15 protein-coding genes are annotated in these 23,227 nt (G+C 60.9%); all 15 read right to left on the bottom strand.

Going from position 1 to position 23,227, the window contains the following annotated elements:
* Positions 1-47 precede the first annotated feature (47 nt).
* Positions 48-1,226, bottom strand: coding sequence for a GumC family protein (locus V3C40_RS09520; RefSeq protein ID WP_331777266.1), 1,179 nt, complete (start codon positions 1,224-1,226; stop codon positions 48-50).
* A gap of 211 nt (positions 1,227-1,437) precedes the next feature.
* The gene (locus tag V3C40_RS09525) at positions 1,438-3,348 is read right to left on the bottom strand and encodes an SLBB domain-containing protein (protein WP_331777267.1); all 1,911 of its coding nucleotides are present in this window, start codon (positions 3,346-3,348) and stop codon (positions 1,438-1,440) included.
* A gap of 55 nt (positions 3,349-3,403) precedes the next feature.
* A complete protein-coding gene (locus tag V3C40_RS09530) occupies positions 3,404-6,283 on the bottom strand; it encodes a YjbH domain-containing protein (protein WP_442907237.1) in 2,880 nt (959 codons plus the stop codon).
* Between the two features lie 425 nt (positions 6,284-6,708).
* Positions 6,709-7,413, bottom strand: coding sequence for a DUF4197 domain-containing protein (locus V3C40_RS09535; RefSeq protein ID WP_331777269.1), 705 nt, complete (start codon positions 7,411-7,413; stop codon positions 6,709-6,711).
* 181 nt (positions 7,414-7,594) lie between these two features.
* Complete coding sequence (locus V3C40_RS09540) at positions 7,595-9,184, bottom strand: SEL1-like repeat protein (protein ID WP_331777270.1); 1,590 nt, start codon at positions 9,182-9,184, stop codon at positions 7,595-7,597.
* A 2-nt stretch (positions 9,185-9,186) separates the two neighbouring features.
* Positions 9,187-11,391, bottom strand: a complete 2,205-nt coding sequence (locus tag V3C40_RS09545) for an EAL domain-containing response regulator (RefSeq protein WP_331777271.1) — start codon at positions 11,389-11,391, stop codon at positions 9,187-9,189.
* 5 nt (positions 11,392-11,396) lie between these two features.
* The gene (locus V3C40_RS09550; protein ID WP_331777272.1) at positions 11,397-13,502 is read right to left on the bottom strand and encodes an HDOD domain-containing protein; all 2,106 of its coding nucleotides are present in this window, start codon (positions 13,500-13,502) and stop codon (positions 11,397-11,399) included.
* A gap of 260 nt (positions 13,503-13,762) precedes the next feature.
* Positions 13,763-15,043 carry a multidrug effflux MFS transporter gene (locus tag V3C40_RS09555; RefSeq protein WP_198511227.1) on the bottom strand — a complete coding sequence of 427 codons (1,281 nt, stop codon included), beginning with the start codon at positions 15,041-15,043 and terminating at the stop codon, positions 13,763-13,765.
* A gap of 74 nt (positions 15,044-15,117) precedes the next feature.
* On the bottom strand, positions 15,118-16,323 hold the full coding sequence (locus V3C40_RS09560; protein ID WP_374106838.1) for a THUMP domain-containing class I SAM-dependent RNA methyltransferase: 1,206 nt from the start codon (positions 16,321-16,323) through the stop codon (positions 15,118-15,120).
* A gap of 154 nt (positions 16,324-16,477) precedes the next feature.
* Complete coding sequence (locus V3C40_RS09565; protein ID WP_034745748.1) at positions 16,478-17,095, bottom strand: 2-hydroxychromene-2-carboxylate isomerase; 618 nt, start codon at positions 17,093-17,095, stop codon at positions 16,478-16,480.
* 10 nt (positions 17,096-17,105) lie between these two features.
* Positions 17,106-17,543: a CopD family protein gene (locus V3C40_RS09570; protein ID WP_034745744.1), complete on the bottom strand. Its 438-nt coding sequence runs from the start codon at positions 17,541-17,543 to the stop codon at positions 17,106-17,108.
* A 68-nt stretch (positions 17,544-17,611) separates the two neighbouring features.
* Positions 17,612-18,883 carry a glutamate-5-semialdehyde dehydrogenase gene (locus V3C40_RS09575; RefSeq protein WP_139090574.1) on the bottom strand — a complete coding sequence of 424 codons (1,272 nt, stop codon included), beginning with the start codon at positions 18,881-18,883 and terminating at the stop codon, positions 17,612-17,614.
* 17 nt (positions 18,884-18,900) lie between these two features.
* Positions 18,901-19,917 carry a DNA polymerase III subunit delta gene (gene holA, locus V3C40_RS09580; RefSeq protein WP_034745739.1) on the bottom strand — a complete coding sequence of 339 codons (1,017 nt, stop codon included), beginning with the start codon at positions 19,915-19,917 and terminating at the stop codon, positions 18,901-18,903.
* Between the two features lie 10 nt (positions 19,918-19,927).
* The gene (locus tag V3C40_RS09585; RefSeq protein WP_331777273.1) at positions 19,928-20,527 is read right to left on the bottom strand and encodes an LPS-assembly lipoprotein LptE; all 600 of its coding nucleotides are present in this window, start codon (positions 20,525-20,527) and stop codon (positions 19,928-19,930) included.
* A gap of 2 nt (positions 20,528-20,529) precedes the next feature.
* Complete coding sequence (gene leuS, locus V3C40_RS09590) at positions 20,530-23,169, bottom strand: leucine--tRNA ligase (RefSeq protein ID WP_331777274.1); 2,640 nt, start codon at positions 23,167-23,169, stop codon at positions 20,530-20,532.
* Between the last annotated feature and the right edge of the window lie 58 nt (positions 23,170-23,227).

Raw genomic sequence — 23,227 nt, forward strand, 5'->3', positions numbered from 1 at the left:
TGAACGTCCACCCAAAAAAATCGAAGGCAATTTTTCCTCCAGCATAATTATTCATTATTTTTTAGAAATGGATTTCCAACTTGTGTCAACGCTTCTTTTGAAAATGCCCAGACCAGACCGACAATACCACCCAACATCAAAAATATCATCACCAATATGCTGCGGGTAGGTTTTGACTTCCTATCCGGAATCACCGCATCATCCAGTACCTGAATCATCGAACTATCGCGTGCTTCATCAATACGTGCAATCTCAAACTGCTTCGCCAGGTTTTCGAACAACAGTTCGTTATATTTCACATCCCTGACTTTCCTGATATATTCCATGCCCAGACCCGGTAACTTTTCGGTAGAAATGGAAATATCACCATTGCCCTGATTAGTACCTCGCTCCACTTTCTCCAGCTGAGCCCTCAAGCCATTTATTTCCTGTCTGTTCTGGATATACAGGGGATTGTCTGCGGTGGCAAAAGTACGCATTGCCGCCAAAGCAACTTCTTTCGAGGCGATTTGTGATTTAATCATTGCAATGGCAGTAATCGTTGCCTGTGCCTGACCATCAAGCTTAATGAGTCCCGTTTTCTCCTGAATTTCCTTCAATGCCAGCTCTGACTCATCAAGAGCTTTTTTAGATTCACCCAAACGTTTTTCAAGAAACAACCTGCGTTTTGAAGCTTCCGTGATCGCCAACGATTCTGTCAGTTTCTGCAGCTCCTGAACATAACCATTCGCCAAAAGTGCGGCACGTTCAGGATTTTTATCATCGACATCGATGACAATAATGCCGTCACGTCCATTAGTAATCGTGGTCGCTTTCTTCAGCGCCTTACGGGCGTCACTTTTGAAATCAGCTTTGTATATTTCCATCAGGTTGAATCGCTGGACCAGATTATCGCCAACAGTACGGCTGCCTAGCATGCCGACGTATGTCTCACCTGTATTCTTGCTACCCAAGGCCGCGCCAGCGAGACCGCCAAGGCCGCCGAGTTGCCCAAGCAACTGAGATGCGCCTGATTGCGACTGCGGTGGCAGGATTTTCGCTGACGCAGTATATATATTAGGTAACAACATACTTACGGCCGCTGTTGCTACGGCAAATGCCAACGGTGTCAGGAATACGATCCTTTTATTTTTTTTTATTATTTTGAAAAAATCAAAAATATTCAAATACTCTGATTTTCCAGCCATCCCGTCACCACTATTATTTGAAGGATTTACAGTTGACATCTTTTTCTCGCTACTTCGTTATTTCACGCATAATAAAAATAACGTGAAGATTTTTTAGGGGCTGAATATTTAAAAAACCATCGGGATAACTATATGTCAAGTACACACCGATGGTATATGAAATTGTCACGCGATAAACGGCGTAGTACTGTAAAACCGCTCTGCCATCAATAGTCACTACCAAAGATGTACTTTACGGTTTACAGGCATTCTAGTTTTTCAACACTTTCAAACCAGCCGCACCCAAACCAAACTGATAAAAGATGGCAGTCCAGTCCTTCAGGCTCTGCATGAACGTGCTACGTTCAATTTTCTCCGGTACCACGACGGTATCGCCAGGGTTCAACGCCGTGCCACCCAGGCCGCTAAACCAGCCCGTGCCTTGACCGCTTTGCGCCGTGCCATCGGCACGAATCACGTACATTTCGGATTTGTCCGCGTTGGATGTGATGCCGCCGGCTTGTTGTACATAATCGTTAACCGTACGTTGCGGACGGTAAACGAACGCATTTTGCTGGAAGACGGAACCAAGCACATCTACCGTACCAGGACGGCGCGGGATCAGGATGGAATCGCCGTCCTGCAACGGCAAATCCGGCAGGTTTTTGACTTGTGTGTCAACGCCGGGCAAATCGAGCACAATGCGGCCCTCGGCCTTAACGGAACGCAGTTTTTGCACGATGCGGCGCTGCTGCTCCACTTCGGCAGCGGTTTTCGCTGCATTTTCCTTGTCACCAGAAGCAGCCATGCGCTGGGTCGCATTCGATTCCAGCTCCCGTTCAAAGCGGTCAGCAACCTGATTCAGTTTGATCTGCTGGGCGCGACGTACGGATTCGCGGTTCAGCTGGGTGGCGTACAAGTAGCCGTTTTCATTGGCGCCGCCGACACGGGCGATCAGCTCGCGCAGCGTTTCACCTTTTTTCAACAGGAAAATACCGCTCTGCTTTGCCTCGCCGGCCACGCGCACGTATTCATTCTGGATTTGTGCCTGCACGGGCACTGCACCAGGCGCGAACACCCGCAGGATATCGGTAGGCTTGACTGCGATACTGGCCAGCTGGGTATGACTGATGTCTTTATCGGCAGCCAACTCCAGCACCGTCTTGTATTGGTTATCGACGTTTCTCTCGACAATCACCTGCTTCGTTTCCGCAGCAGAATCAAAGCCGCCGGCCCAGCTCAACACATCAGCCAGGCTGGAACTGCCCTTCAATTCGAAAATAGCGGGCCGTTTTACGCTCCCCGTCAACGCCAGCAGCGGGCCCACTTCAGGAATATAAATCACGTCGCCGTCGCGCAAGGTGACGTCGCGGCTCTTGTCACCGTTGACCAGCATGTCATACAAGTCGAAGGTGCTGACGGTATCCTTGCCACGCTTGAGCTGGATATTGCGCATGCTACCGGTGGCGTCCGGCCCACCCGACGTAAACAAGGCATTGAGCAGAGTGCTCATGGAGTTCAAGGTATATGTCCCAGGACGCACCGCGTGGCCAACCACGTACACTTGCACGGCACGCGTTTGCGCGATGCTCGCTGTCAGGTCGAAATTGGTATAGATCTTGCCAATGGCTTTCTTCAGGTAGCCTTGCAAGTCCTTGTACTGCACGCCGCTGACCTTGATGGAGCCGACGCGCGGGATGAAAATCGCACCGCTGCGGTCGACCGTGGCACTGACGTCGATATCAACCATGCCCCAGCCGCGTACCTGCAACTCGTCGCCCGTACCGATCACATATTCCTGGTTTACCTGTACTCCATCGAGCGGTGCAAAGGTGGACGGTACATCGCTGAACAAATCCTTGCCAAAGACACTTAATTTTTGCCCTGTGACGCCATCGACATACGCTTCAAATGCGCCAACGGACACATCAGCCGTACTACGCTGGCTGCCGGGATTGGCAGGTGGCGATTTTGCGTGACGCTGTTCATTGATGCCACTACGAATGCTGGGCAAGCTGCTGCCTCCTATGTCATTCGCTTGTGCCCGCGAAAGATCCGTTCGAGGCATCTCACCCGCGCCAAGTTCCTGCCCTGCCGCATAGGCCGAAGTTGCGCCCAGCAGGCAAGCCGATAAAATCATGTGTTTCACGAAAGGCGGGGAAGTACGAAATTGCTTTTTCATGCTGGTCTTTGTCTGGATGAATGATGTTGTATGAGTAAAGGGGCGCTATGCGCTTTTAATACTTGCCCTGCCAGGTCACGCTGATTTCTTTCGGTCCGGGATTGATCGACAGGCCCGATTTGCTCTGGTCGCGCTGCGCGTGCCACAGCCAGCTGCCCATGGCGTAACCGAGGATGCCGCCGGCGACCGTATCCGAGACCCAGTGCTTGCGGCCAAACACGCGGCCGGCGGAACCCACGGCGGCCACGCTGTACAGCCATGGCGCATCGTATTCCTTGGCAAATGGCGTCACGGCGGCAAAACCGATGGCGGCATGCGCGGAAGGGAACGAGGAATTCGAGCGGGAATTGCCGCTGCCGACGCGGCTCCACGCTCCGCGGTCTTCCTCTGGGCGGGCGCGGCCAAACGCATACTTGCCGGCCACCGCCAGGCCCGTTGCTGCGGCAACCGATTGCAGGGAAATGAGTCCCGTATTTTGCATGCGATCATCGCCCAAAGCGAAAGCAGCGGCAGCGGCGCCCACTGCCGCGTAGGGCATGGCTTTGCCCAGCTTGTCCCAGTTGCGGTAGACCTTGGAATCTTCATGTTTCTTGACGAAACGGTCGACAGGTTTGTCGGCCAGCGCGGAAGCCACGACCACGCCGCCGATCAGGGCCGTCGCCTTGACCCACTCGGCCGGTTGCGGCAAGGCGGAAGACGATTGCTCCAGGCGTGCGCGGAAAGCCGGCCATGGGCTGACAAACGGACGGTCCGGCGGATTGACTGCTGGCAAGTGCTGTTCGTCCGGGCGCTCGGCAAAGTTGCCTAGGCCATCGTAGCTGTGCATGTCGGCGCGCGGACGCTCGAACATGTCGTACAGATCGCCAGGCGAAGCCACCATCTGCCCCACGTCGCGCGTCCATGGCGAGATGGCGAAGCCGGCCGTCGATTGCGTATCCATCGGCAACATGCTGTTCAGCGGCACGGACAGGAAAATACCACGGTCCTGGTACGGCTTCGATGGCGTGCCGGGGCTGGTGATATCGTTGCCGTTCGTATGCGTGTACCAGGCGCCGACTTCGATGCCGGACTGGAAGCGGCGCTTGAATTCCATGCGCACGCCCGTGTCTTTGGCCAGGAAGCGGCCGGCGCGCGCCGTCACGGTAATATCGTGCGGCAAGCGGTAATGCAGCGAGCCGATCGCCGTCACTGTCTTGTAGTCGCGCGAATCGAGCAAGCCCTTGAATCCACGCTGTTGCAAGGCATCGACGGCCACGTCGGCAGCCCAGCGGCTGTCCTTCGGCAGGTACAGCACCTGGCCGCCGACACCGCGGAACATGTCTTCATACAAGCCGGCCGACATGCGGGTATACACGCGTTCGGCCGGATTGTTGTATTTGTTCAGCAAGACGCGGCTCAGCGAGAAACGCCCGCCGCGTAAATATTCAGCAATATCGGTACGCACGTGCGGCAAATTGCTGTTCGATGGCTGCTTGACGCCCGATACCGTTTCCAGCAACTGCAAGCTGGCGGCGCTATTCAGGTACAAGCCATCGCCCAGACGGCGGTCGTAGTTGGCCACGGCCGAAATCGAATAGCGGAAGGCGCCGCTCGGGTCATTGAAGAAGAAGCCAACCTTGGGAGCGATCTTGAAACGGTTCGCCTCGCGGTCCAGCGACTTGATCTGCACCACGTCGCCATCGACGCCGATACCGACGGCCAGCTTGCCATCGTCCTTGAGGACGTTGGCAGCCTTGACAGGAGCCGGTGCGGAAACGGCGGGAGCCGGCCTGGTGGCAAGCGCGGGAGCTGCGGCAATTGCCGGCGCGGGCGCAGGTGCTGGCGCGGCGGCAACGACGGGCGCGGGCTTGTCGAGGAACTCCTGCAACCAGCCTTGCTGGTCATCCCGGATGACATCGCTTTTTTCAGGATAGCGCAGCAGCACGACATCGAGAAATGCCTTGCGGTCGATCTTGCCTGCCAAATAGTCGTTCAGTTTTGGCAAATCAAAGAATTCGTAGGTGGCGATTGGCTGGTCCAGCTTGGTATACGTGATGCGCAAGGTCGTTACGCCCTTCGGCGTGAAGGCGACAGCCGTGCGCGCGGCACGGCCGACGGCGCGGCCCATGTTCGAAATACGGCTGTTGGTCAGGCTCAGGCTCAGGACATTGCCCTCTTGCTCGACACGGATATTCTTGTAATCCTGTTTTACCAGAGCATTGACCAGGTCGGCGCCATATACGGGATCCCGGTGCCATTCTTCCTTGCTCGGCAGCGGTGGCGGATTCTTGTCATCGACGAAATACGGCGGCTCGTACACCTTGGGGATGAACTCGCGCTCGCCAAATGGAATGCTGATAAAGGCGTTCACGCTGAACTGGTCGCGGCTGCGGGCCGCTTGCAGGGCAAGCCAGCCCCAGCGATATTCCAGGCCCACGGAAGCGCCCTTGCGGCGCTTGTCCGCCCCGGTCTCGATGGCGCGGATATCGCGCTGATAATTCGTCGCGTCATATTCGGCCACCATCGACCAGCGCGGCAATGCCTTTGGCGTCCAGCGCATGCCGGCAAACACGCCATCCGGGCGTCTATGGGCATAGCCGAGGCTCGCTTCGATATTCTTGCTGGCACCAAAAGTCTTGGTGGCGACCACATATTGCCCCTTGAACAGCTCAGTACCGAACATATCCGTCATGCCGACAGCGACGGACGGCATCCACTCCGTCTCCGTCCACAGGCGTAATTTCCCATCGACAACCTTATCTTTATAGCGGCCGTATCCTTTGCCATATTCCGGATCACTGCTACCAAACGCCGGAATGCCCGTTATCGATACATAACGTCCCGTCATTTGCAGGAAAGGCAGGATATTCGCCGTGGCCCATAACTGGCCATACGGGCTGTCGTAGCTGTAGCCGACGCTGAAGGTGCCGTCCGTTTCCACCACGGCGCTGGGCATATTGATATAGCCGGATTGACCACCATGATTCGGGGTCGCGGCCATCACCGAAGGGGCGCCAAGCACCAGACAGCCACACCAGGTATATTTGATTGATTTTCTGAGTACGCTTAACAAATCCGGCTACCTAAAATATCCTGCACCTGGAATTCCTGACAATATATTCAGAAAATCAATGAGCTTGGGGAAACGTGAATAAAACGAAAAAAGGCCAACCGACGGGCATTTTGCAATGCCACGCATCAGTTCGCCACTAAAACTGGGCACTCCCGGGCATTTGATCGTTGCTTAACCATGCCTCAGGAATGTATGTCGCGGAATTTTAACATTGTTTTCTTGTAGCAAATGCTTAACTTGTTTCCCCTGCGCCACACCTGTCAATGCCGCGCAAACGCTGCCTGCGGCCCTGCGGCACGCTTGAACCGTCACTTCAAACTGCCAAACACTTTGCCGATAATCTTGCTGCCATACGCGAGCGGATTGCTGCGGATGGCTTTTTCTTCCTCGCAGATCATCAGGTACAGGCCGTCAAGCGCGCGGTCCGTGACGTAGCCCTCCACCGTCGATTGCTGCTGCGGCACGAGTCCCGTCTTGCCGATCTGGCTCATGGTGCTGTTGTATTTGCTGGCCAGGCCGGAACGGTCGGTGACGGATTTCACGATGGGCAGGAATTTGACGGCCAGGGGAGCGGATGTTTTCTGGCGGAAGAAATCTGTGACGGAAGTATCGCCACCGGACAGGATATTTTTCGCATCGCTCACGCTCATCGACTTGACCGCATCGAGCAGCAAGGGCTTGGCCATGGGCACGGCCGACTCGGCGGCGCGGTTCATCGACACCACCAGATCGTCCAGCTGCTGGCCGCGGCCCGTCATTTTCAGCAAGGGCTTGGCTTGCTCCAGGATGCCGGGCAGCTTGATTTTGACCTTGTCGTTGTTCAGGAAACCATTCTCGACACCCAGTTTCGATACGGCGGCGGCGGAACCGGCTTCCAGCGCCGCTTTCAAGCCATTGCTGGCATCCTGGTTGCTGAGGGCATCGAGGGGGCCGGCGGCACCTGCGCCGGACGACAGCAGCGCCAGCGCACACAGCATGGCGGCTGGACGGCCAGGGAAAGGGTTCAGGCGCATGGTTTTCCTTTTCTAGAGAATATACAGACCACCTTCTTCTGGAACCTTAGCACATCAAAACTGCAAATACCGCAGCAATTTTGTGCGTCTGGGGGAAACAAGGGGTGCCACAGATGGCGAAGGGAAAGGACTATACAGCACCTGCTGTTGTATCCGCGCACGCTAACGCGGGCGGCAAGGCTCAGCCTGCTATCGCCGCCAGCTGTTCGCGCACCCGCGCCAGATCCGTCTCGCGCATGCGCGCCGCCGTCTGGCGCAAGAATTTTTCCGCGCCGGCCACGCCGGCCGCCACGGCCATCGACAGCCAGATATACGCCTGCTGCAAATCGAGCGGGCCGCCCTGGCCGCTGGCTGCCATCAAGCCCAGATTCATCTGCGCCCGCGCATGGCCCTGGCGCGCGGCCAGCGCATACCAGTCCCAGGCGGCGGCATAATCCTGCGGCACGTCCTGGCCATTGTCATGGCGCAGCCCCAGCGCGAACTGGGCCAGGCTGTGGCCCTGCGCGGCGGCGCGGCAGTAACAGGCGCAAGCCTGCTGACTGTCGGGCGCCGGGCCATCGTCGCGGTCGTGCAAGACGCCCTGCATGTATTGCGCCGGCGCGTAATCTTGATCCGCGGCGCGCCGGTACCACTCCAGCGCCAGCGCCAGATCCTGCGGCACGCCCTGGCCATGTTCGTAACGCAGGCCCAGGTCGAACTGCGCCCGTACATGCCCCTGGTCCGCCGCCTTGCGGTACCAGAAGATGGCTTCCTGCGCATCGGCGGGCATGCCCTGACCATGCTCATGCAAGAGCCCCAGCTGATACTGGGCGGCGGGAAAACCCTGCTCTGCCGCCTGGCGGTAGAACGCTTGCGCCTGCGCGTAATCGTGGGCGCCGTGTTCATGGTGCAGGCCCAGGTTGTGCTGGGCCGCCGCATGGCCCAGCCCCGCCGCCTTGACATACCATTCCAGCGCCGCCTGCTTATCACAGGGTACGCCCTGGCCATTGTCGTAGATCAGGCCCAGGTTGAACTGCGAACTGGCGTGGCCCTGCTCGGCCGCGCGCCGGTACCAGGCGATCGCCTGCCGGCTGTCCTGCGGCAGCACGTCGCCATTTTCATAGCGCAGCGCCAGGTTGAACTGGGCCGGCGCATAGCCCTGTTCTGCCGCCTTGCGCATCCAGGCCGTTGCCTGCTGGCGGTCCTGGCGCACGCCCTGGCCATTGTCGTAGCGCAGGCCCAGGTTGAACTGCGCGCGCGCATAGCCCTGTTCGGCCGCCTTGCGGTACCAGGCGATGGCTTGCACGAAGTCCTGCGGCACGCCCTTGCCATTGTCATACATCATGCCCAGGTTATTCTGCGCACCCGCGTCGCCCTGTTCCGCCGCGCGGCTGAACCACAGCATGGCTCGCCCGCTATCTTGCGCGAGTCCCTGGCCTTTGGCATACAGCCAGCCCAGGTTGTACTGGGCTGCCGCGTAGCCCTGCTCGGCCGCCTGCTGGTACCAGTGCGCCGCCTGCGCAAAATCCTGTGGCACGCCCTGGCCCTTCTGGCACATCACGCCCAGGTTGTATTGCGCATGCTCGAGTCCCTGCGCGGCAGCCAGGCCGTACCAGTGCAGCGCCTGCGCATAGCTTTGCTCGATGCCTTGGCCATTGAAATACATGAAGCCCAGGCTGTGCTGGGCGTTCGCATTGCCCTTCTCGGCCAGACCTTTCAGACGCAGGTAGTCAGCCGTGTAATGAGCAGCTGTGGAATGAGCGGCCGTGGAGCGGGGATCGGCAAGCGACACGGTCAAGCCTCGATGGTCAGCGTCTGGGACGGCGCGGGGGCGGCATCGGCGATCAGGCGGTTCTGCTCCTGCAGCACGCCGATGAAGCTGCCCAGCGAAATGGGCCGATGGTACAGATAGCCCTGCATCGTGGTGCAACCCTTGTCCTGCAGGTAGCGCGCCTGCCCTTCCGTTTCCACGCCCTCAGCGATCAGGTGCAGGCCCAGGCCGCGCGCAATCGAGATGATGGCCAGGATGACGGGATAGTGTCCGTGCTCGTCGTGGATTTCCTTCACAAACGACTGGTCGATCTTGATCGTGTGGATGGGGAAGCGGTGCAGGTACGACAGCGAAGAATAACCGGTGCCGAAATCATCGATGGCCACCGACACGCCCAGCTGGCACAGCTTGTTCAACTGCTCGATCGCATACTGCGGGTTGCGGATGCAGATGTTTTCCGTGATCTCCACTTCGATCTTTTCCGGCGCGATGCCATAGCGCGTCAGCGCGCCGCGCATCTTCTCGAAAAAGTCGCCCCGGTCCAGGTATTGCGGCGACAAATTGAGCGACAGGCGCACGGCGTCGCCGCCGGCCGCGTTCCACTGCACCAGGTCGCGGCACAGCGCGCCCAGCATCCAGTCCGAGATCGGCAGCATCAAGCCGTTTTCCTCGGCAAACGGCAAGAATTCGCCGGCCGTCAGCAAACCCCGCTGCGGGTGGTTCCAGCGCATCAGGCCTTCGGCGCCGACGATGCGGCCCGTCATCACGTCCACCTGCGGCTGGTAATACATCTCCAGCTGGTTCAGCTCCAGCGCCTTGCGCAAGCTTTGCTCGAGCGCGATCTTCTGGTGCGACACGTCGAGCATGGACTCGTGATAAAAACTGTGGCCGTTCTTGCCCAGCGCCTTGACCTGGTACATGGCGATGTCGGCATGGCGCAGCAGCTCGTCGATGGTCTCGCCGTCGCCCGGATAGATGGCGATGCCGATCGAGGCCGAGATATGCACCTGGTTGCCATCGAGGTCGAAGGGCTGGTGCAGGCATTCGAGGAACTTGTCGGCGATCAGGCGCGCATCCTGGCGGTCGCGCAGTTCCGGCAGCACGATGGTAAATTCATCGCCGCCCTGGCGCGCCAACGTATCGCCGCGGCGCAGACAATCCTTCAGGCGCAGCGCCACCTGCTGCAGCAATTCGTCGCCCTTCACGTGGCCCAGGGTATCGTTGACCAGTTTGAAGCGATCGAGGTCGATGAACATCACGGCCAGCTCCGTCAGCTTGCGCCGCGCCTGGATCACGGCCAGCCCCAGGCGGTCCTTGAACAGCATGCGGTTCGGCAGGTCCGTCAGGATGTCGTGATAGGCCTGGTAGGAGATGACTTCCTCGGCGCGCTTGCGGTCGGTAATGTCGCGCGCCACGCCGTAGGTGCCGAAGTATTCCTGCTTTTTCACTTCCTGATCGTGGCCGTGCATGCCGATCGAATTGAGCGGAATCGTCATCAAGGTGTTGTTGAAGGTGCGGTCGCTGCCAGTGCCGCTATGGCACTTCAGGCGCAATTCCACATTGCGCGAGGCGCGCTCGTCGAGGCGGCGCTCATTGAAAGCATAGCGCGCCCGCTCCTGGTCTTCATCGTGCACGAGGATCGAGTAATGGCTGCCGATCAGCTCTTCGCGGCTAAAGCCCAGCAACTGGTGCACCCTGTCGTTGATGAAGGTGATGCGGCCTTCGTGGTTCAGCGTATAGATGATGTCGGGCGAGCTGTCGACCAGGTAGCGGTACATCTTTTCCGAGTTTTCCAGCTGCAGCGCGATGCGCTCGTTCTCCAGCGCCAGCTTGCGCTTTTGCAGCGCGTTCTCCACCGTCTTGAGCAGCTCCTCGCGGCTGTAGGGCTTGCGCAGATAATCGTAGGCGCCGCGCTTCAGGGCGCCGATGGCCGCCTCGATGCCGACGTCGCCGCTCATGACGATCACGTCGCCCTCGATACCGCGCCGGTTGATGTGGTCCATGATTTCATGGCCGCTCATGTCGGGCAGGCGCAAGTCGAGCAGGATCAGGTCGAAGCGCAGTTTCGACAACTGCGCCAGCGCCTCGCTGCCGCAGGTGGCCGTGTGCAGCTGGTAGCCGCGGTCCTTCAGCAATTCGTGGAGGGAGGCGAGCAAACGGGGCTCGTCGTCGACCAGCAGGATGCGCGGGCTGTTTTCCAGGTCAAACGGAATGGCGGAGGAGTTCATGGACGTTACGAAGACAAGGCGATATTGCCGGGCGCGGGCAGCGCGGCTGCAGCGCTCGCCGGCAAGGGAATGGGCAGTAGAATTTCAAACGAGGTGCCGGACTTGCTGCTGCGGCAGCCAATCACGCCATGCAAACGCGTGACCAGGTCATGCACGATGGACAGGCCCAGACCGTGATGCGCGCCTTCCTTGCTGCTGCGCACAGGCGAGAACAGATTGGCCAGCACTTCCGGCGCCAGGCCGGCGCCATTGTCGCTGACGCACAGTTCCAGGTACAGGCGGCGGTCGCGGTTGACGTGGCCACGGTTCGCCACTTCGATGCGCCCGCCATCGGGCAAGGCTTCGACGGCGTTCTTCAGCAGGTTGAGCAGGATTTGCTTGAGCATGTCGGCATCGGCCTCCACCTCGCATGGCGCGTCCTGCATGCGCGTGACCACCTCGATCTTCGGCGGCAGGAAGTCGGTGGCGCGGAACAGGCGCAGCACATCGTCGACGACGCGCGCGCAATCGGTCACGCCGCTGGCCGCTGCCGGCTGCAGATCGGCCAGGCCGCCGATCAACTGGCCGACCCGGTCGATTTCCTCGTTCAGGATCGCCATTTCACCGGACACCGGCTCCTGCTTCTCCAGCTTGTGATCGAGCACGCTCAAATAGTTCTTGATGATGGACAGCGGGTTGTTCACTTCATGCACGACGCGACGCGACGCGGCGCGGTATTCCTCGGCCACGTGATCGAGCTGGCGCCGCGCCAGGCCGCGCGCGCTGAAGGCCGTTTCCAGCGCCGTGGCGGCCTGGTTGGCATACGCGCGCAAAAAACCTTCGCGCTTCTGGCAAGCGGGAATCTGCCATGCCGCCACGCCGCCAATGAGCACGCCGAGGCTGCGCTGGCCCGCCACGAGCGGCACGCAAACCAGGCTGTCGGTACCGAGAATGCGGAACAGCTGCTCTTCGACGATGCCCAGCGCCGGCATGTCGCGTTTCAGGAACGCCAGCTGGCACTCGAGCGCGGAGGCGGCCAAAGGCCCGCCCTTGGCCAGCGGGATCGAGAAGCCGGCCAGGCGCTGCTGATGCTCGCCCGCCGCCACGCCGACGAGCGCATGGCCGGTGGGGTTTTGCAGCAGGATGACGGCGGTGTCGAAATCGAACAGGATGCGCGCCGAGCGCGTGATGGCTTCGAGCAGGCTGCTCTCGCCCTGCTGCCGGGCGAAGGTCTGTCCCACTTCGGACACCAGCACCATATTGCGCACTTCGTCGGACAGGCGCCGCTGCACCGGATCGACGGCTGGCGGCGCATACGCGGGCGGCGTGGCGATATCGTCCGCGCCGGCCAGGTCGATGCCCAGGTGCTGCGCGGCCTGCTCCACCTGGCGCGCGACGCTGCCGGCCAGGTCGTCCAGTGTCTCGACGTCCAGCGCGCACAGGCTTGCCGCCTGCGTGATGGACTCAACCTCGTCCGCATCGTCGGCATGGCAGCACAACAGGTGCGCCAGACGCACGATGCGGATCAGGGGATGGCTCGCTTCCAGGCGCGCCAGCGGTTCATGGTGATACAGCACGCTGTCGGCCAGGAAGGAATCGAGGTGCCAGCGTTCGATCAGCCAGGCGCCCGCCTCCGCATGCGTGATCTGCAAGGTGCGCTGCTCCACCGCGCACAGGGCGGCATCGTCGCGCGCCGTGAAATTGAATGCGTATTCCTTCGGCGCCGTGGCCAGCAAGGCCAGTCGGCCCACGTTGTGCAGCAAGCCGGCCAGATACGCTTCCTCGGCGTGCGGATAGGCCATGGCCTTGGCCAGCGCGCGCGCCATGACGGCGGCCGATAGCGAACTTTTCCAGAAGGCGCGCAAATCCGTGCTGCCGGAATGGGGAAAGCTGTTGAAGGTCTGGAACACGGATTCGCTGATGACCAGGGTCTTGATCATGTCCGTGCCGAGCGAGACGAGCGATTGCTCCAGGCTGACGACCTTGCTCTGGCGATGGTAGGCCGAGCTGTTGGCCACGCCGAGTATCTTGCTGGTCATGCCCGCATCCTTGGCGATCAGGGCGGCCAGTTCCGGCATGCCGGCATCGTCGGCCTGCAGGTGGGCGATCAGCTTGAGGAGGATCTGCGGCATGGCCGGCAGGCGGGCAATCAGCAGGCGATTGCGTATATCTTGATCAGATTGATGCATCGTATCAGGCATTGCCGGTTCGAAAAGGATGAGCGCTCAGCAGCGAAGCGCGGCCACGTTCAGAGGAATCCTCCACTCCTGTAAGCAAAAAATGTGTTGCCTGAGAGGATGCCGGGAAAGCAGTCATCTTATCATAAGCGCCGGATATTACTTGCAATATAGAAAATTAAGTTGAAATAAATCCAGCGTTCTACAGTGGAAACTTATGCCTTGAAGGAACCAAGCAAACGGTGGCGGAAGCGCCGCGATATCAGCCACAGCGCCAGTGCCAGGCCTGTAAACGCCAACTGGCCCGACGCCAGCCACAGCACGGAACCGGACAGCAGCGGCGAGATCACGCCAGCTACCACGGCGCCTAGCAAGGTGCTGGCAAACGACTGGCACGAGGCCACCGTGCCACGGATATGCGGGAACAGGTCAAGCGCCAGCAGGGTCGCGCCCGGCCCCACCAGCGACATGCCGAAGGTGTAGAAGAACAGGGGCAGCACCGACCAGGGCAACGATGGCGGCAGGAACAGGTGATACACGACATTGACGCTGGCGGCGCACAGCAGGAAGGCAAAGCCGATGCCGATCTGGCGCGCGAACGTGACCTTGCCGGCGATGCGGTTGGCCGCCGCAGCGCCCATGAAGATGCCGCTCACGCAGGGAATGAACAGCCAGGCGAATTGCGATGGTCCCAGGCCCAGCTGCTTGGGCAGCATTTCCGGCGCGGCAGTAATGAACAGGAACAGGCCAGCGAAATTGAGGGCGACGATACCGGCCTTGATGTGGAACAGGGGCGAGCGCAGGATCTGGCCATAGCTCGACGCGAGGAAACGCGGATTGAACGGCTGGCGCTTGGCCAAAGGCAGGGTTTCGGGCAGGCGCCAGTAGCAGAACGCCAGCAGCACCACCGTGTAAAAGGCGAGGAACAGGAAGATCGAGCGCCAGTCGAACCAGATGACGATCCAGCCGCCGAGAATCGGCGCCACGGCCGGGGCGATGGAAAAGATCATCGTCACCAGCGACAGCAGCCGCGCCGCCGCCGCATCGGCATACAGGTCGCGGATGATGGCGCGGCTGATCACCACGCCGGCGCCGGCCGAGACGCCCTGCATGATGCGGAAGAACCACAGATAGTGCACCGTGTGCGCCGACGCGCAGCCCAGCGAGCCGATGGCAAACATCAGCAGGGACACGAGGATGACGTTGCGCCGGCCAAAGGTGTCCGAGATCGCGCCATGCCACAGCACCATGCCGGCAAAGGCCAGCATGTAGAACGTCAGCGACTGCTGCACTTCCAGCGGCGACGCCTGCAGCGAACCCTGGATCGCGCCAAACGCGGGCAGATACGTATCGATCGACAGGGGGCCCAGCATCGACAGCCCGGCCAGCATCATCGCCAGCGCACCGCGGCTCAGCGGCGCCATGTGGCTCGGCGTGGGAGGCGGAACGGGGGTAACCGGGTCTGGCGGCACATCGGCCGGAGGGGTGGGAAACATGGCGGATCCAAAGTGGCGCGCGGACCGGTTGCGGTCCGCGCGCGGGGTTACTGCGGGTGTCTTGCGGTGAATGCTTACTGCTGTGGCTTCGGTTTCGCTTCTTCGCGGCGGTTATAGCCTGCGACCATATCAAAGCGGAACAAACGGCATTCCAGCGCACCGTTGAAGAATGGCGTCTTGCGCGCTTCTTTCAGGCGCAGCAGCTTGGGCAAGCCCAGGTCGGCCGTGAACAGGAACACGGTCCAGCCGGCGAAACGCTGCTTCAGGGTCGTGCCCATGGCCGAGTAGAAGGACGTCGACAGTTCATCTTCCGGGATGGTGCTGTCGCCGCGCACGCCGATACGCTCGCCGTACGGCGGATTGGTCAGCATGATGCCCGGCACGTCGCTTGGCGGTTTGACTTCCTGCGCCTCGATCTGTTTCAAGGGCACGTCAAAGCGCACGCCGGCGCAACGCAGGTTGTGGCGCGTCATGGCGACCATGTCGCCCGAGATGTCGCTGCCGAAAATGGTCGGTTCGGCCGGCAGCGGATTGACCTTGATGGCGTTTTTCATGGCATTCCACGGCGCCGGGTCGAAGTCGTGGAAGTTTTCAAACGCGAACTGGCGCGACGCGCCCGGTGGAATCCCCTGCAGCATCTGCGCCGCTTCGGCCAGGATGGTGCCGGAACCGCACATCGGGTCGAACAGCACCATGCCAGGCTTCCAGCCCGACACGCGCAGCAGGCCGGCGGCCAGGTTTTCGCGCAGCGGCGCGTCGCCCGTCTCTTCGCGCCAGCCGCGCTTGAACAGGGCTTCGCCCGAGGTGTCGAGGTAGACGGTGAACGTGTGCGCGTCGAGGAAGCCGACGATGCGCATGTCCGGCGTCTTGGTGTTGACCGAAGGACGCTCGTTGAACTGGTCGCGGAAGCGGTCGCAGATCGCATCCTTGATTTTCAATGTCGTGAATTCCAGGCTGCGCAGCGGCGATTTGACGGCCGTGACATCGACGCGGATCGTGTGGTGCACGCCGAACCAGTCTTCCCAGGATTGCGCCAGGGTCAGGTCATAGATGTCGTTTTCCGTCTTGTAGCCGGAATGGGCCATGCGCATCAGCACGCGCGAAGCGATGCGCGAATGCAGGTTGATGCGATAGGAATCGAGCAGGTCGCCCGAGCAGTGTACGCCGCCCGGTACCTGGTTGTGGACCTTCATGGTCGCACTATCCTGGGCGATCTCGCCCAGTTCCTCGGCCAGCGCCGCTTCCATGCCGCGCGGGCATGGGCAAAAATATGAAGCCATAATGAGGATACCTTTTATCCGTTGAAAAACAATTAACTAAAAATCCTGCATATCACGTAGGTCGGCTTAGCCCGCCAGGGCGTAAGCCGACGTGCGCTGCCGACTGAGCTTGTCGGATTACGCGCGAAGCGCTAATCCGACCTACATCCTTTATTTATTTTGCGTCCAGCGCCCGCTCGACGAAATCGAGGCGGTCCTGGCCCCAGTAACCCTCGCCATCGACGATGTACCACGGCGAGCCGAAGACGGATGCGGCGGTGGCTGCCTCCGTATTGGCGTCGTATTCGGCCTGCACGCTGGCCGTTTCCGACGTTTTCAGCAACTGGCGGCCATCGAAACCGGCATCAACGGCGATCTGCACCAGCGTCTCTTCGTCACCGATGTTGCGTTCTTCGGCCCACAGGCCGCGCATGATGGCGTGCGCCAGGTTCAGCGAGGCTTCCACGCCGTGCGCCAGGCGCGTGGCGATGATCAGCTTGGCCGACGCTTCCGGCGACACGGGAAAGAACTTCGGCTGCAGGGTCAATGGCACTTGCAAAAAGGCCGACCAGCGCGCCAGTTCGGCCAGGCGGTAGGCCTGGCGCTGCGGCGCGCGCTTGGCCAGCGGCAGGCCGCCCGAGACGCTGAAGACCTTGCCCAGGTCGAAGGGACGCACGTCGATCTGTGCGCCCGTCTTCGCGGCGATGGCCATCAGGCGCGCGTGGCCCAGGTAGGTCCATGGCGAGTGGGGGGCGAAGAAATACTGCACGACTTTGTTCTGACTTGCACTCATCTCGACTCCCTTAGAAAGGCTTGACCACGACCAGCACGACGACGGCCAGCAGCATCACCACCGGCACTTCATTAAACCAGCGGAACCAGGTGTGGCTGCGCTTGTTGAGACCTTTTTCAAACTTGCGCAGGATGGAACCGCAGGCGTGGTGATAGCCGAGCAGCAGCACCACGAACGTCAGCTTGGCGTGCATCCAGCCCGGCATCTTCATGCGGCCTTCGCCCCCGCCGTACAGCATCCACATCAGGGCCAGCCCCAGCACCATCGCCGGCAGCGCCAGCAACGACATGAAGCGGTACAGCTTGCGCGCCATCAGCAGCAGGCGCTCGGTGGCCACCGTTTCCGTCTCCATCGCCAGGTTCACGAAGATGCGCGGCAGGTAAAACAGGCCGGCAAACCAGGACATGACGAAGATGATGTGGAAGGCTTTGGTCCAGAGAAAGAGCATGGGGTTCCCAGTGTCGGAGGTGGAGAAAAACAGAGCTCGGGCCGCCTTGTGGGCGGCCCGCGAGGAGACTACTTGCGGATTTCGCCGTGGCCGAATACCACGTACTTGAGCGAGGTCAGGCCTTCCAGTCCCACCGGACCGCGCGCGTGCAGCTTATCGTTCGAGATGCCGATTTCGGCGCCCAAGCCATACTCAAAACCATCGGCGAAACGCGTCGACGCGTTCACCATCACCGAGGCAGAATCGACTTCGCGCAGGAAGCGCAGCGCATCGCTGTAGTCTTCCGTGATGATCGATTCCGTGTGCTTCGATGAATACTGGTTGATGTGGTCCATCGCCTCATCGATACCGTCGACTACCTTCACCGACAGGATGGCGGCCAGGTATTCGGTGGACCAATCTTCCTCGGTGGCGTGTACCAGGTGCGGATACGCAGCAGCGGCCAGGATCGCATGGCTTTCCGGATCGGCGCGCAGTTCCACCTGCTTGGTCAGGTACAGCTCGGCCAGCTGCGGCAGCACGGTGGCGGCGATGGCGCGCGACACCAGCAGGGTTTCCATCGTGTTGCAGGTGCCGTAGCGGTGGCACTTCGCGTTGAAGCCGATATCGATCGCCTTCCTGATATCGGCCTTGGCGTCGATGTAGACGTGGCAGATGCCGTCGAGGTGCTTGATCATCGGTACCGTAGCTTCTTCCATCAGGCGCGCGATCAGGCCCTTGCCGCCGCGCGGCACGATGACGTCCACGTACTGCGGCATGGTGATCAGGGCGCCGACGGCGGCACGGTCCGTGGTGTCGATGACTTGCACGGCATCGGCCGGCAGACCTGCTCCCTGCAAGCCCTCGGCCACCAGCTTGGCCAGCGCGCGGTTGCAGTGGATCGCTTCCGAGCCGCCGCGCAAGATCGTCGCGTTGCCGCTCTTGATGCACAGGCCGGCCGCGTCCACCGTCACGTTCGGACGCGCTTCATAGATGATGCCGATGACGCCCAGCGGCACGCGCATCTGGCCCACCTGGATGCCCGTCGGGCGGAATTTCATGTTCGAGATTTCACCGATCGGATCGGCCAGCGAGACGATCTGCGTCAAACCTTCGACCATGGTGGCAATCGCGGCGTCGGACAGGGTCAGGCGGTCGAGCATGGCCGGCGCCAGGCCGGCGGCAGCGGCCGCATCGAGATCGCGCTGGTTGGCCGCGCGCAGCAGATCGGCATCGCGCACGATGGCGGCGGCGATCAGGCTCAAGGCGCGGTTGCGCGTGGCGCTGTCGGCACGCGCCATGGCGCGCGAAGCGGCGCGCGCGCGCGTGCCCACGTCCTGCATATATTCTGTGATGTCCATGCTCGTATCCATAAAAGTTAACCTCGGGCGATCTTCAGGCCCAGCTGCAGCATGGCGTCCCAGGCATCGCCCGCGTAGCCCTTGGCGCGCAAGCCCTTGATCATCTTGTCCACCTGCGCCGCCTGCTGCAGCGCCGCTTCCAGCACGGGCAGCGAAATGCGCCGCAGGGCCGGTTCCATCATCCGCTCGCGCGGACCCCAGATGCGGTATTCCTTCAGCAGCGCGCCCAATGGACGCCCTTGCGCCATGCCGGCCTTCAATTTTAACAGCGTGCGGATTTCCTCGGAGACGGCCCACAAGACCAGCGGCAGCGCCTCGCCCTCGCCTTTCAAGCCTTCGAGCATGCGCACCAGGCGCGCCGGGTCGCCGGCCAGCATGGCTTCGGACAGCTTGAAGACATCGTAGCGGGCCACGTTCAGCACCGCGTCCTGCACTTGTTCGTACGTCAGCTTGCCAGCGGCATGCAGCAAGCCCAGTTTCTGGATTTCCTGGTGCGCCGCCAGCAAGTTGCCTTCCACCCGCTCGGCGATGAAGTCGATGCTGGCGCGTTCGGCGCTTTGTCCCTGCGCGGCCAGGCGCTGCGATATCCATGCCGGCAACTGCGCCCGTTCCACATTCGGAATGTCGATATACACGGCCGCCTGCTGCAGGCTGGCGACCCAGGCCGCCTTCTGCGTGGCCCAGTCCAGCTTGGGCAAGGTGATCAGGGTGAGATTATCGGGACTGAGGTTTTTGGCGTAGCTTTGCAGCGCCGCGCCGCCATCCTTGCCCGGCTTGCCGGTGGGGATGCGCAGTTCGATCAGTTTTTTATCGCCGAACAGCGACAGCTCCTGGTTCGCCGCCAGCAGTTCGCCCCACTTGAAGCTGCGCTCCACCGTCAGCACGTCGCGCTCGGAAAACCCTTGCGCGCGCGCCGCGCGGCGGATCTTGTCGGCCGCTTCCAGCGCCAGCAGGTGTTCGTCGCTGGTGATCACATACAGCTGCGCCAGCGGCTTGGCCACATGCCCATCGAGCGCGTCTATCCGCAATTGCATGGCGTCCCCGTTACTGCTGCGGGGCTGCCGGCAAGACCGGCGTCACGGGCGCCACTGGCGCCACCGACATGGCCGGCAGCACCGGCTTGATGGCGGCCAGGCGGCGCATGATCTGCTGCACCAGGTCGTTGCGCATGTCGCGGTACAGCGCCGCTTCCTCGGTTTCCTTGGCCAGCACCTGCCTGTCGTCGAAGGTGATAGGACGCACCAGGCTGATGGTCGTCGGCGCCAGCAGCTGGTTGCCGGCCTTGTCCAATACGCGGAAATTGATCGCATAGCCAAGTTGGTACTCTTGTACGCGACCGCTGGTATTCAGGGACAAAATGGTCTTGGTACGATTCCTCTCAGGATCGGTGAGCACCTCGAGGACGGCGTCGGCGCCATCCTTGGTATTGACCACCTCCGTGCTGCCAATGGCGCGGATATAGCGTTTCAGACCGATCGCCAGCGGCGACGAGTCGGGCAAGCCGATGTACATCGTCGCGAACGGCAGCATGAAACTGCCGTTCGAACCGCGCAAATGAAAGCCGCAGGCCGACAGCAAAACGGTCAGGCCCAACGCCAGCACGGCGCGGCGGCCCAACAGCGATACTTGAGAGGAAGTCGTCATGATTACACCACGATGCTGATTAACTTGCCTGGCACGACGATGATCTTCTTCGGCGTGGTCTCGACGTACTTCTGCACACTTTCGCACGCCAGCGCGGCCGCTTCGATGCTGGCCTTGTCCGCATCCTTGGCAACCGTGATCGAGCCACGCAGCTTGCCGTTCACCTGGATCATCATCTCGATCTCGGACTGTTCCAATGCGGCCGGGTCGACCTGCGGCCATGCCACGTTGAGCAGATCGCCGTGCACGCCAGCGTAGCCCAGTTCCTGCCACAGCACGTGGGTGATGTGCGGCGCGACAGGGTTCAGCAGGCGCAGGAAGATGGAGAAGCCTTCGGCGATCAGCGCCTTCGACTGCGCGCTGTCATCGAGCTTCGCCGATTCCAGCGTATTGAGCATCTTCATGCAGGCCGACACCACGGTGTTGTACTGGATGCGCTTCAAGTCGTAATCGGCTTGCTGCAGCAGCTTGTGCAATTCGCGGCGCAGGTTTTTCTGCGCGTCGCCCGTGGCCGGTGCGGCACCGCCAGCCAGTGCGGCCTGGATCGTGGCCGACTGCGCGTAACCGAAGTTCCACACGCGGCGCAGGAAGCGGTTAGCGCCTTCGACGCCGCTGCCCGACCATTCCAGCGTCTGTTCCGGCGGCGAAGCGAACATGGTGAACAGGCGGGCCGTGTCGGCGCCGTACTGCTCGATCTGCGCTTGCGGGTCGATACCGTTGTTCTTCGACTTCGACATTTTTTCCGTGCCGCCGATTTCCACCGGCTGGCCGTCGGCCACCAGGACGGCGCTTTGCGGACGGCCCTTGTCATCAAGCGACAGGCGCACGTCGTCCGGGTTGAACCAGGTGGTCTTGCCCGCCGCGTCCTTGCGGAAGTAGGTTTCGTTGAGCACCATGCCCTGCGTCAGCAGGTTGACGAATGGCTCGTCGAACTTGACCAGGCCGAAGTCGCGCATGATCTTGGTCCAGAAGCGCGCGTACAGCAAGTGCATGACGGCGTGTTCGATGCCGCCGATGTACTGGTCCATCGGCATCCAGTAATCGTTGCGCGCGTCGACCATGGCGTCGTTCGAGCCTGGCGAGGTATAGCGCATGTAGTACCACGACGAATCGACGAAGGTATCCATGGTGTCCGTCTCGCGGCGCGCCGGCTTGCCGCACTGCGGGCAGTCGCACTGCAAAAAGGCTTCATATTTGTTCAGCGGATTGCCCGTGCCGTCCGGCACGCAGTCTTCCGGCAGCACTACCGGCAGATCTTTTTCCGGCACCGGCACCACGCCGCAATCGGCGCAATGGATCATCGGGATCGGCGTGCCCCAGTAGCGCTGGCGCGAGATGCCCCAGTCGCGCAGGCGGAACGTGGTTTTCTTTTCACCCAGGCCCAGCTCCGCCAGGTCGGCCGCCACCGCATCGACGGCGGAAGCGAAATGCAAGCCGTCGTATTTGCCGGAGGCGACGCAGACGCCGTCCTTGCTGCCATACGATTCCTGCCAGGCGTCCGTCGAAAATTCCTGGCCCTTGACTTCGATCACTTGCTTGATCGGCAGATTGTATTTCTTGGCAAAGCCAAAATCGCGTTCATCGTGCGCCGGCACGCCCATCACGGCGCCATCGCCGTAGGTGATCAGCACGTAGTTGCCGACCCAGACTTCCACTTGCGCGCCCGTCAACGGATGGGTGACGAACAGGCCGGTCGGCATGCCCTTCTTCTCCATCGTTGCCATGTCCGCTTCGATCACGGAACCAAGCTTGCATTCGGCGTTGAAGGCCGCCAGCGCGGGATTGCTTTGCGCGGCGTGGATAGCCAGCGGGTGCTCGGCGGCCACGGCGCAGAAGGTCACGCCCATGACGGTGTCCGGACGCGTGGTAAACACATACAGCTTGCCGTCGCCGATCAGGCTACCGTCGGCATCCGCGATTGTGTGCGGGAAGGCGAAGCGCACGCCCGTCGACTTGCCGATCCAGTTGGTCTGCATGGTGCGCACGCGCTCGGGCCAGCCCGGCAGCTTGTCATCCACATAGGCCAGCAATTCTTCCGCGTAATCGGTGATGCGCGCGTAGTACATGGGGATTTCGCGCTTTTCGATCAGCGCGCCCGAACGCCAGCCCTTGCCATCGACCACTTGTTCGTTGGCCAGCACGGTCTGGTCGATCGGGTCCCAGTTCACGGTACCGGTCTTCTTGTAGATGATGCCTTTTTCCAGCATCTTGAGGAACATCCACTGGTTCCATTTGTAGTATTCAGGCTTGCAGGCGGTCATTTCGCGCGACCAGTCGATGGCCAGGCCCATCGATTCCATCTGCTGCTTCATGTGGGCAATGTTCGAGTACGTCCATTGCGCGGGCGGTACGTTGTTGGCCATGGCCGCGTTTTCCGCCGGCATGCCGAACGCATCCCAGCCCATCGGCATGAGCACGTTGTAGCCGTTCATGCGCAGGTAGCGGTACATCACGTCATTGATCGTATAGTTGCGCACGTGACCCATGTGCAGCTTGCCCGAAGGGTAAGGCAGCATCGAGCAGGCAAAATACTTGCCTTTTGGGAAACGCGGGTCGTGTTCGACGGCTTTATAGGCGTCGATCGCCTTCCAGTGCGATTGGGCGGCTTGTTCGACGTCGGCGGGACTATATTTATCTTGCATGATGTGCGGCCAATAGTGGATATGAACCGAGCATTATACTGGTTGTCGCCGCCCGATA

The sequence above is a fragment of the Janthinobacterium sp. LS2A genome (assembly GCF_036543145.1).
Classification (GTDB): Bacteria; Pseudomonadota; Gammaproteobacteria; order Burkholderiales; family Burkholderiaceae_D; genus Janthinobacterium; species Janthinobacterium aestuarii.

Bases quoted from the DNA above. Each gene is read 5' to 3' on its own strand.
- V3C40_RS09550 (WP_331777272.1), bottom strand. From the start codon at position 13,502: ATGCCGCAGATCCTCCTCAAGCTGATCGCCCACCTGCAGGCCGACGAT.
- V3C40_RS09575 (WP_139090574.1), bottom strand. From the start codon at position 18,883: ATGGACATCACAGAATATATGCAGGACGTGGGCACGCGCGCGCGCGCC.
- V3C40_RS09530 (WP_442907237.1), bottom strand. From the start codon at position 6,283: ATGCCCAGCGCCGTGGTGGAAACGGACGGCACCTTCAGCGTCGGCTAC.
- V3C40_RS09565 (WP_034745748.1), bottom strand. From the start codon at position 17,095: ATGAGTGCAAGTCAGAACAAAGTCGTGCAGTATTTCTTCGCCCCCCAC.
- holA (WP_034745739.1), bottom strand. From the start codon at position 19,917: ATGCAATTGCGGATAGACGCGCTCGATGGGCATGTGGCCAAGCCGCTG.
- V3C40_RS09520 (WP_331777266.1), bottom strand. From the start codon at position 1,226: ATGTCAACTGTAAATCCTTCAAATAATAGTGGTGACGGGATGGCTGGA.
- V3C40_RS09570 (WP_034745744.1), bottom strand. From the start codon at position 17,543: ATGCTCTTTCTCTGGACCAAAGCCTTCCACATCATCTTCGTCATGTCC.
- V3C40_RS09555 (WP_198511227.1), bottom strand. From the start codon at position 15,043: ATGTTTCCCACCCCTCCGGCCGATGTGCCGCCAGACCCGGTTACCCCC.
- V3C40_RS09585 (WP_331777273.1), bottom strand. From the start codon at position 20,527: ATGACGACTTCCTCTCAAGTATCGCTGTTGGGCCGCCGCGCCGTGCTG.
- V3C40_RS09525 (WP_331777267.1), bottom strand. From the start codon at position 3,348: ATGAAAAAGCAATTTCGTACTTCCCCGCCTTTCGTGAAACACATGATT.
- leuS (WP_331777274.1), bottom strand. From the start codon at position 23,169: ATGCAAGATAAATATAGTCCCGCCGACGTCGAACAAGCCGCCCAATCG.
- V3C40_RS09535 (WP_331777269.1), bottom strand. From the start codon at position 7,413: ATGCGCCTGAACCCTTTCCCTGGCCGTCCAGCCGCCATGCTGTGTGCG.
- V3C40_RS09560 (WP_374106838.1), bottom strand. From the start codon at position 16,323: ATGGCTTCATATTTTTGCCCATGCCCGCGCGGCATGGAAGCGGCGCTG.
- V3C40_RS09545 (WP_331777271.1), bottom strand. From the start codon at position 11,391: ATGAACTCCTCCGCCATTCCGTTTGACCTGGAAAACAGCCCGCGCATC.